The organism is Streptomyces apricus, from assembly GCF_008369065.1.
Classification (GTDB): Bacteria; Actinomycetota; Actinomycetes; order Streptomycetales; family Streptomycetaceae; genus Streptomyces; species Streptomyces apricus.
Genome location: NZ_VDFC01000040.1, coordinates 979,455 through 988,925, shown reverse-complemented (window position 1 = coordinate 988,925; position 9,471 = coordinate 979,455). Strand labels below are relative to the sequence as shown.

The 9,471-nt window shown below is 72.6% G+C and carries 11 protein-coding genes; 7 read left to right on the top strand and 4 right to left on the bottom strand.

The window, feature by feature from the left end; all coding sequences use genetic code 11:
• Positions 1–35: 35 nt before the first annotated feature.
• On the top strand, positions 36–2,237 hold the full coding sequence (locus tag FGF04_RS17520) for an FUSC family protein (protein WP_149512179.1): 2,202 nt from the start codon (positions 36–38) through the stop codon (positions 2,235–2,237).
• Here the strand turns inward: FGF04_RS17520 and FGF04_RS17515 are convergent.
• From FGF04_RS17515 to rpmB, 3 genes are all read right to left on the bottom strand, one after another.
• Positions 2,215–2,748, bottom strand: coding sequence for a hypothetical protein (locus tag FGF04_RS17515; protein ID WP_235882361.1), 534 nt, complete (start codon positions 2,746–2,748; stop codon positions 2,215–2,217). The genes FGF04_RS17520 and FGF04_RS17515 overlap by 23 nt on opposite strands.
• 245 nt (positions 2,749–2,993) lie before the next feature.
• Positions 2,994–3,299 carry a 30S ribosomal protein S14 gene (gene rpsN / locus FGF04_RS17510; RefSeq protein ID WP_149512178.1) on the bottom strand — a complete coding sequence of 102 codons (306 nt, stop codon included), beginning with the start codon at positions 3,297–3,299 and terminating at the stop codon, positions 2,994–2,996.
• Entirely contained in the window at positions 3,299–3,535 is a 237-nt protein-coding gene (gene rpmB, locus FGF04_RS17505; protein WP_149512177.1) for a 50S ribosomal protein L28, read from the bottom strand. Before rpmB ends, rpsN begins: the two co-directional genes overlap by 1 nt.
• Before the next feature lie 74 nt (positions 3,536–3,609).
• Between rpmB and rpmG the strand changes: the two genes are divergently transcribed.
• The 4 genes from rpmG to FGF04_RS17480 all read left to right on the top strand — a co-directional run bounded on the left by rpmG (position 3,610) and on the right by FGF04_RS17480 (position 6,022).
• Entirely contained in the window at positions 3,610–3,774 is a 165-nt protein-coding gene (rpmG, locus tag FGF04_RS17500; protein ID WP_149512176.1) for a 50S ribosomal protein L33, read from the top strand.
• A 5-nt stretch (positions 3,775–3,779) separates the two neighbouring features.
• Complete coding sequence (locus FGF04_RS17495) at positions 3,780–4,097, top strand: type B 50S ribosomal protein L31 (RefSeq protein ID WP_235882360.1); 318 nt, start codon at positions 3,780–3,782, stop codon at positions 4,095–4,097.
• Positions 4,097–5,275 (top strand): GTP-binding protein, encoded by a 1,179-nt coding sequence (locus FGF04_RS17490; RefSeq protein ID WP_149512175.1) that lies wholly within the window; start codon positions 4,097–4,099, stop codon positions 5,273–5,275. The genes FGF04_RS17495 and FGF04_RS17490 overlap by 1 nt, the downstream gene beginning before the upstream one ends.
• A 528-nt stretch (positions 5,276–5,803) precedes the next feature.
• Complete coding sequence (locus FGF04_RS17480; protein WP_149512339.1) at positions 5,804–6,022, top strand: DUF397 domain-containing protein; 219 nt, start codon at positions 5,804–5,806, stop codon at positions 6,020–6,022.
• 159 nt (positions 6,023–6,181) lie between these two features.
• On the opposite strand, the gene FGF04_RS17475 is transcribed toward FGF04_RS17480, so the two are convergent.
• A complete protein-coding gene (locus FGF04_RS17475; protein WP_188114109.1) occupies positions 6,182–6,685 on the bottom strand; it encodes an ATP-binding protein in 504 nt (167 codons plus the stop codon).
• Positions 6,686–7,028: 343 nt separating this feature from the next.
• Between FGF04_RS17475 and FGF04_RS17470 the strand changes: the two genes are divergently transcribed.
• Positions 7,029–7,853: a helix-turn-helix domain-containing protein gene (locus FGF04_RS17470; RefSeq protein WP_149512337.1), complete on the top strand. Its 825-nt coding sequence runs from the start codon at positions 7,029–7,031 to the stop codon at positions 7,851–7,853.
• A 99-nt stretch (positions 7,854–7,952) separates the two neighbouring features.
• A complete protein-coding gene (locus FGF04_RS17465) occupies positions 7,953–9,416 on the top strand; it encodes an aldehyde dehydrogenase family protein (protein WP_149512173.1) in 1,464 nt (487 codons plus the stop codon).
• Positions 9,417–9,471 lie beyond the last annotated feature (55 nt).

Here is a 9,471-nt window from a genome sequence, read left to right as displayed (position 1 = left end):
ACGCCGCCCACCCGCCCCTCCCGTACGCTGGCGCGGTGAGCTGGCGACGAGCGCTTGAGGACACCGCGCGCTCGGGGTTCGCCGTGGAGAGGAAGCGGCTCGAACCCCTCGTCGCGGTGCGCGGGGCGGCGGGGCTCGCGATCGTGATCGCGGTGAGCCTGTGGGCCTTCGGCCCGGCCGCCGCCGCGAGTTCGGCGTTCGGCGCGTTCCAGGCGGCGATCGCGACGTTCCAGCGCAGCTGGCGCCCCCGCCCCGAGCTGGCCCTCGCCTCCGGTGCTAGTCTGGCCGTGTCGACGTTCCTCGGCTACCTCACGATCTCCCGGGAGCCGCTCTTCCTCGCGCTGCTGGTGGTGTGGACGTTCGGGGCGGGGCTGAGCTGGGCCGCAGGTCCCACCATCGGCCTCATCGCGTCCTCGAACGTGGCGATCATGCTGGTGACGGTCACCCTGCCGACCTCCGTCGCCCAGGCCGCCGGCCACGCCGCCGTGATGATCGCGGGCGGTGTCGTCCAGGCCGCACTGGTCGTGCTGTTCCCGGTACGCCGCTGGGGCGCCCACCGCGACGCGCTGGCCGACGCCCTGGCCGCCGAGGGCGACTACGCGCGCCGGCTGCGCCAGGACCCCCACGCGCCCTTCGACCCGCTGCCCCTGATGGAGGCCCGCAACGCGGCCGCCGTCACCCCGCGCCAGGCCCGCCGCCGGCCCGCCCAACTCCACGGCGCCCGCGGCATCGCTGAGCGGATCCGGCCCGTCCTCGCCTCCCTCGCCGACCCGGCGACCGGCGTCCCCGCGGAGGGCCGGGCCCGCGACCGGGTCCGTGAACTGCTCGCCGCCGCCGGTGAGATCCTCGACGCGGCGGCCCACGCGATCCGCCGGGGCGAGCCCGTGGCCGTCCCGGCCGCGGCCCTGGCCGCCTTTCGCMCCCCCGACACCGGCAGCATCCTCMCCGGACGGCCCTACCGCGCGGCCACCCGCCTGCACACCCTCCTCCAGGACGTGCTGGAGACGGCCGGCGGCAGCACCCCGAGGAGCAGTGCGCCGCCGCGTCCGCAGGGGGCGACGGCCCGCAGCCGCCCCACCCTCCTCGCCCTGATCCCCACCGCCCTCACGGCCATGCGCAAGGAGCTCCGCAGGGGCTCCCCGATAACCCGCCACGCCACGCGCGTCTCCGCCGTCGCCGCCACCGGCTACGTCCTCGGCACCGTGCTCCCCCTGGGCCACGGCTACTGGGCCCCGCTGACGTCGGTCATGGTCATGCGCCCGGACTTCTCCCAGACGTACAGCCGGGCGGTGGCCCGGTTCGGCGGCACCGTCGTGGGCGTGGGCGTGGCCACGGCTGTGGTGCGGCTGGCCGACCCGGGCACGTACCTCTCCGGCGCCCTGGCCGTGGTGAGCGCCGGGCTCATGTACCTACTGATGCGAACGGGCCAGTTCGCGGCGCAGGTCTGCATCGCCGCGTACGTCGTCCTGCTGCTCGGCATGGGCGGCGAGCAGTGGACCCAGACCGTGCCCGAACGCGTCCTGCTCACCCTGCTGGGCGGCCTGCTGGCGATGCTCGCGTACGCCCTCTACCCCGCGTGGGAGACGCCACGGCTGCGCAACCGGCTCGCGGACTGGCTGGAGGCCCAGGGCCGTTACGCGGCCGCGGTCTTCGACGCCTACGCCGACCCGGCGTCCCGGAACGCCCTGGACGTCCGCGAGGCCCTGCTCGCCGCGCGCACCGCCCGCGCGGCCTGGCACACCGCCGTGGCCCGCGCCACCGCCGAACCGGTGCGCCACCGCGGGCTCTCCCGGACCGCTGCCGACGACGCCGAGGACGCGCTCGCCCAGCTCGGACGCGTGGTCATGCTCCTCGAAGCCCATCTGCCGGAGGGCGGCGCGGCCCCGGTCCCGGCGGCGGCCGCCTTCGCCGAGGCGCTGCGCGAGTCCACCCGGCAGGGCGCCAGGGCCGTCCGCGAGCGCCGGGTCCCGGACTGGGACGCCGTACGGGCCGCCCTCAAGGAGTGGGACACCGGCCCGGCCGGCCCCGACGGCGCCGGGGCCGCCGCCCCGGGGGACGACACGTTCGTACGGGACACGGCGCGGCGCGTGCTCGACGCGCTCACCGAGCTGTCCGAGGCCCTGGACACCGCCGTACCGCCGATGACGCTCGACGGGACGGCCGGACGCGAGGGCAGTGACGACGATGGCGACGACGGTGATGGGGGTGCCGGGGTCAGGAACCCAGGCTCGCCGTAGGCAGCCCGGAGGGCAGGCCCCCGCCCTCGGACCGGGTGTAGGTCTCCTTGCCGAAGCCCTTCCAGGTGACCTTGAGGGTGGTGGAGTCGACGGAGTCCACCGTGCCCGCGGCCCGGTCCTCGTTCCCGTCGGAGCACTTGAGGGCGATCGTCCGGGTGCCCGAGGACTCCCCGGCGGAGCCGCTGCAGACGGATCCTCCGGTGGAGAACAGCCCGGCCTCGTCGCCGGTGATCACCAGGGCCACGGCCTTGCCGTCCTTGGTGGCCAGCCAGTTGCCTTCCAGGCCGTCGCCGGCGGTCGTGCCGCCGTCGGAGCCGTCGGAGCCGTCGGAACCCCCGGTGTCCGCCGAGGCGGTCGGGGGCGCGCTCGTTCCCGAGGACGCGTCCGTGCCGTCGTCGCCGTCACTGCCGCCGTCGCCGCTGCAGCCGGCCGTCAGGGCGAGCGCGGCCGCCAGGGCCGCCGTCACGGCCGCGGTCCGGATCCGCCTGCGCGGGAAGGTCGCCGAAGTCACTGGAGCCCCCAGGGGTCTGACCGGACGGATCGCCGGAACGAGGCAGCAAGCTACCAGCCACCCCTCCCGGCATGGCCGGCCGCGTACCGACGCCGCACCGGGTGACGCACGTCCGCCCGTGCGGGCCGTCGGGGGCTGGTCGCGCAGTTCCCCGCGCCCCTAGGTACCCAGGGGCGCGGGGAACTGCGCGAGCAACCCCCACCCACCCGCGGACAAAAGAGATCCGTACCTGCCCCCGGGGGGGGCTACCAGGAAGACTTCCGCACCCCGGGCAGGAAGCCCCGGTGCGCCTGCTCCCGCAGGTTCACCCGGGACAGCCCGAACCGCCGGAGGTACCCGCGCGGACGCCCGTCCACCCCGTCCCGGTTGCGCACCCGCGTGGCACTCGCGTCCCGCGGCTGCCGCGCCAGCTCCCGCTCGGCGGCGCCGCGTTCGGCGTCCGTCGAGGACGGCCGGCGGACGATCTCCTTGAGCTCGGCCCGCCGCACGGCGTACCGCGCCACGATCTCCCGGCGCTTCTCGTTCTTCGCGATCTTGCTCTTCTTCGCCATCAGACCCGCACCCCGCGGGCCCGGATCCGGGCGACGGCTGCCTCGACGCCGATGGCGTCCACCGTCTTGATGCCCTTGGTGCTCAACCGCAGCCGCACGTACCGGCCTTCGCCCGGCAGCCAGTAGCGCTTGCTCTGGATGTTGGGGTCGAAGCGGCGCGACGTGCGCCGGTGCGAATGGGAGATGGAGTTGCCGAAGCCAGGGCGGGCCCCGGTCAGCATGCAATGTGCGGACATGTGAGTGACGTACCTCTCTCGATTCGCCGCGTACCCACTATTGGTAATGGGATTCGTTTTCATATACTAGTCACATGGCACGCAACGAACTCCGCCCGGTCGTCAAGCTCCGGTCCACGGCCGGGACCGGCTACACCTACGTCACCCGCAAGAACCGCCGCAACGACCCCGACCGGCTGACCCTGCGCAAGTACGACCCCCGCGCCGGCCGGCACGTCGACTTCCGAGAGGAGCGCTGAGCGCCATGCGCGAGGGGATCCACCCGGCCTACGGACCCGTCGTCTTCCGGGACCGCGCCGCGAACCACGCCTTCCTGACCCGCTCGACCATGACGAGCACCAGGACGATCGAGTGGGAGGACGGCAACACCTACCCGGTCGTCGACGTCGAGACCTCGAACGTGAGCCACCCCTTCTACACGGGCACCGCCCGCGTGCTGGACACGGCCGGCCGCGTGGAGCGCTTCGAACGGCGCTTCGGCGCCCGCGCGGCGCGCGGCGCGAAGCCGGCCGCCGGTGACGGACACGGCGACCGGCGCGGCGACCGGCGCGGGGAGCACTGATGGTGCCGGTCGCCGTCGTCGGCGGGCTGCACGCCGACGCGCGCAGGCAGGCGGTGAAGCGGCTGCTCGCCGACGTGCCGGGCGCGGTGGCGCTGCACCACGACCTCTCGACGGCCGGACGGGGCACGGTGACCCGGACCGTCCGCGACCGCACGGGAGTCCTCTCGGCGGCGGAGGTGGCGCTGGTCGACGGCTGTGCGTGCTGCGCCCTGCGCGAGGACCTGGTCCCGGAGCTGGAGCGGCTCACCGCGGACGGCTCGGTCCCGCTCGTGGTCGTCGAGCTCTGGGACTCGGTCGAGCCGAAGGCGACGGCGGAGGCGGTCGCGGGCGCCGGCCTGCGCCTCACCGGCGTCGTCACCGCGGTCGACCCCGCGCTGGTGCTGCCGTACCTGGGCAACGGCGACGACCTCGCCGACGTGGGACTCGCCGCCGCCGCGACCGACCGGCGCACCGTCGCCGACACCTTCGCCCGTCAGCTGGAGTACGCCCCGGTCCTGGCCCTGGCCGCCTCGCAGGAGGCGGACGAGGAGGACCACGCCCTGCTGACGCAGCTCCACCCGACGGCCCACCGGGTGCCGATCACGGCCACCGGGGCCACCGGGACCACGGGGGACACAAGGACCGCGGGGACCGTGGGGACGAGGCCGCTGGCGGACGCCGCGCTCGCCGGGTTCGACGTGGAGGCGGCCGCCGCGGCCCAGCACCCCGCCTGCGCGCTGCTGCCGGCCGAGGCGGACGAGGCCGGGGTCACCACGCTCGTGTGGCACCGGTGCCGGCCGTTCCACCCGGAGCGGCTGTACGCGGCGCTGGAGGAGCTGACCTGTGCGGCCGCGCGCAGCCGGGGCCGGTTCTGGCTCGCGGACCGGCCCGACACCCTGCTGCACTGGGACGCGGCGGGCGGCGCCCTGTGCGTGGAGGGGGCCGGGCCGTGGATGGCGTCGCTGCCCGACGCGGCCTGGGACCTCGTACCGCCGGTGCGCCGGGCCGCCGCCGCGCTCGACTGGCACCCCGAGCACGGCGACCGCTGCCAGCACCTCGTCTTCACCTCCCCGGGCCTGGACCGGGACGGGCTCGAACTGTTGCTGGAGTCCTGCCTGCTGACCGACACGGAGTACGCCGCGGGCCGCGCCGCCTGGCGGCGGATCCCGTCCGCCTTCGACGCCCTCCTGGAGGTCTGACCCGGGGTCCGTCACCCCGCGTGCCGCCGCGACTGCGGAAAGGTTCGCAGTCGCAGGGTCGCCCGGTTCCCGGGGCGGCGGGGACGGGGCCGGTCCGTGCGATCGGGAACGGCCCGAGGGCGGCCCGCGCCGTTGTGCGCGTCGCGGTGACCTCGTCCGCGCCCGACGCCCGGCCGAGCCCCCGGAACCCCTGGTTCCGGGGGTTTGCCGAGGTCCCGGAGGTCCCGGGGCCCTCCCGCCCCGTCCGTTCACCGCCGGACGGGGCGGAGCCGTTCTGGAACACGAACGGCCCGCTGTGCGTCTCTTCCTGAGACGGAGCGTGGGCTGGGAACGATTCGGGCTTCGCAACCGTCAAAGCAGTAATCAGGAGACCACCCCCCGTGCACGTGCATCTGCCCATGCATCTGCATGTGAAGACAGCTATGATCCGGGGCAGTTGACCACTGCATCAATGGCAACGCAGGCAACAGAAGCCGAAGCCGATGCACCACCGGGGAGCGACCTGTGGACCACGAGGTGTACAACGGCATGGCTGCCACGGAGCTGATCGGGGCGGCCTGGCAGAAGAGCAGACACAGCAACTCGCAGGGATCCTGCGTGGAGTTCGCGCGGCTGCCGGGCGGCGAGGTGGCCGTACGCAACTCGCGCTTCCCCGACGGGCCGGCCCTCGTCTACACCCGCGCCGAGATCGAGGCCATGCTCCTGGGCATCAAGGACGGCGAGTTCGACCACCTGATAGCGGGCTGACCGCCGGAGCCGGAGCCGAAGTCGGGCCTGGACCTCGACCCGGACCTGCGGCGGGACCCGTGCCCGGACCGGCCAGGCCGAGCCGCCCGGCGGCCTTCGCGGGCCCCCGGGACCCGTAACGCGCGTAGAGCCGCGACGCGAAAAAAGCGCCGCGGCCCGTCATGCGGAGGAGCCCTGATCCAGGCGGAACAGCGCCCAGACGACCTTGCCGTCGAGCGTGCCGGCCAGCGGATGCCAGCCCCAGCTGTCGGCGAAGGACTCGACCAGGAACAGGCCGCGCCCCGACTCCGCGGCACAGTCGTCCGAGTCGCCCGCGACCGGGCTGTCGTGACTGGGGTCGCGCACCGCGCAGACGACCCTCCCGGTCCACCGCATCAGGTGCAGCCGCACCGGCGGGTCCTGGTCGGCCGGACGGGGGGTGTCCGCGGGCAGCGCGTGCCGCAGGGCGTTGGTGACGAGTTCCGAGACCACCAGACAGACGTCGTCGAACCGGTCGCCCACGTCCCACTGGCCCAGCGTGCGGCGGGTGAACTGCCGCGCGTCGCGCACCGCTTCGAAACGGGGCGGGAGGGCGCAGGAGGCGGCGTTGGACACGGACGCGGGGTCCAGCGGCGGAAGTCCCTGCCGTAACGGCTCCAGCATGGTCGATCCATTCGTCCCCATGCGAGGCACTCCCGGGGTTCGCGGTCGTTGCGATGCAGCGGTGGCGCGAGACCATCGTTGCCAATGCGTTCGGCAGATGCAAGGGCAGATGCACGTGCACGCGCCCGAATTGAACCTCCGCTACCGCTTCTTGGGCATTTTTTCCGCCGTCTCCGAGCCACTTTTCTCGGTCTGGCTTGTCTTCTCCTTGTCGTTTCCTGCGTGTCTACCTTGAAAAATTGCCGTTTCCGTAACTGAACGAGTACTGCTTGAAGTGTTTTAGTGGCAGACTGCGGCCCTTGGAACGGGCCTGGGGAGGCTGGCGAACGTGAGCACGCAGGAGTCGGGATCGGTGGTGCGACGCATGCTGCTCGGCTCTCATCTGAGGCGGTTGCGTGAATCGCGCGGGATCACCCGGGAGAAGGCCGGCTACTCGATCCGCGCCTCCGAATCGAAGATCAGCCGTATGGAGTTGGGCCGGGTGAGCTTCAAGACGAGGGACGTAGAGGACCTGCTGACGCTCTACGGGATCGCCGACGAGGCGGAGCGCAAGTCGCTGCTGTCCCTCGCCAAGGAGGCGAACGTCGCGGGCTGGTGGCACAGCTACTCGGACGTCCTGCCCAGCTGGTTCCCCACCTACGTCGGCCTGGAGGGCGCCGCGTCCCTGATCCGCTCCTACGAGGTCCAGTTCGTGCACGGGCTGCTGCAGACCGAGGCGTACGCGCACGCGGTCGTCAGCCGGGGCATGAGAGGGGCCGGCAAGGCGGACGTCGAGCGCCGGGTGGCCCTGCGCCTGGAGCGGCAGAAGTACCTCGTGGCCGAGACCGCGCCCGAGTTCCACGTGGTGCTGGACGAGGCCGCGCTGCGGCGCCCGTACGGCGACCGCGACGTGATGCGCGGCCAGCTGCAGCACCTCATCGACATCTCCCAGCGGCCGAACGTGCGGCTGCAGGTCATGCCGTTCAGCCTCGGCGGCCACGCAGGGGAGAGCGGGGCCTTCACCATGCTGAGCTTCCCCGAGTCGGACCTGTCCGACGTGGTCTACCTCGAACAGCTCACCAGCGCGCTGTACCTGGACAAGCGCGAGGACGTCGCCCAGTACGAGAAGGCGATGAAGGAGCTGCAGCAGGACAGCCCCGGACCCGACGAGAGCCGGGACCTGCTCCGAGGGCTGCTCCAACTCAGCTGAAACGCCTGAACTCGTTTGAAACAGCCGTACGATGACATGTGATCAGACCGTGAAGATGCATGGGCTGTTGCCTTCGGCAGCAAGGGATTGAGGGATCGCATGTCGTCGTCCTACTTCACCGACCTGGCTCAGCAGTACATCGACGGCCGATGGCGCCAGGGGACGGGCTCCTGGGACATCATCGACTTCAACCCGTACGACGGCGAGAAGCTGGCCTCGATCACGATAGCCACGGTCGACGAGGTGGACGAGGCCTACCGGGCGGCCGCCCGGGCCCAGGAGGCATGGGCGGCGACGAACCCGTACGCGCGCCGGAGCGTGTTCGAGAAGGCGCTGCGGATCGTCGAGGAGCGCGAGGCGGAGATCACCGAGGCGATCATCGCGGAGCTCGGCGGCACCCGGCTGAAGGCCGGCTTCGAACTGCACCTCGCCAAGGAGTTCCTGCGCGAGTCGGTCAACCTCGCGCTGCGGCCCCAGGGGAAGATCATCCCATCGCCGGGCGACGGCAAGGAGAACCGCCTCTACCTCGTGCCGGTCGGCGTCGTCGGTGTGATCAGCCCCTTCAACTTCCCGTTCCTGCTGTCGCTGAAGTCCGTGGCACCCGCCCTCGCCCTCGGCAACGGCGTGGTCCTCAAGCCGCACCAGAACACGCCGATCGTGGGCGGCTCCCTGGTCGCGAAGATCTTCGAGGACGCGGGCCTGCCGGCCGGTCTGCTCAACGTCGTCATCACCGACATCGCGGAGATCGGCGACGCCTTCCTGGAGCACCCGGTGCCGAAGGTCATCTCCTTCACCGGCTCCGACCAGGTCGGCCGCCACGTCGCGACCGTCTGCGCCGCGCAGTTCAAGCGCTCGATCCTCGAACTGGGCGGCAACAGCGCGCTGGTGGTCCTGGACGACGCGGACGTCGACTACGCCGTGGACGCCGCGGTCTTCAGCCGCTTCGTGCACCAGGGCCAGGTCTGCATGGCCGCGAACCGCGTCCTGGTGGACCGCTCGGTCGAGGCGGAGTTCACCGAGAAGTTCGTCGCCAAGGTCAGGTCCCTGAAGGCCGGCGACCCGCGCGACCCGGAGACCGTCATCGGTCCGGTCATCAACTCCTCGCAGGCGGACGCCCTGTCGAGCGTGGTGGACCAGGCGCTCGCCGAGGGCGCGACCGCCCTCGTGCGGGGCACCACCACCGACAACCTCGTCGAGCCGACCGTCCTGACCGGCCTGCCCGCCGACTCCGCGATCCTGCGGCAGGAGATCTTCGGCCCCGTCGCGCTCCTCGTCCCGTTCGACGGCGAGGAGGAGGCCGTGCGCCTCGTCAACGACACCCCGTACGGGCTGAGCGGCGCCGTGCACACCGCCGACGTCGAGCGCGGTGTCTCCTTCGCCCAGCGGATCGACACGGGCATGTTCCACGTGAACGACGGCACCGTGCACGACGAGCCGCTGGTCGCCTTCGGCGGCGAGAAGTCCTCGGGGATCGGCCGTCTGAACGGCGAGGCCACCGTCGAGGCGTTCACCACCCAGAAGTGGATCTCGGTCCAGCACGGCCGCAGCGCCTTCCCGTTCTGAGCCGTTCCGGACAGTTCCGGGCAATTCGGAACAGTTCCGGGCCGACAGGCTCGCG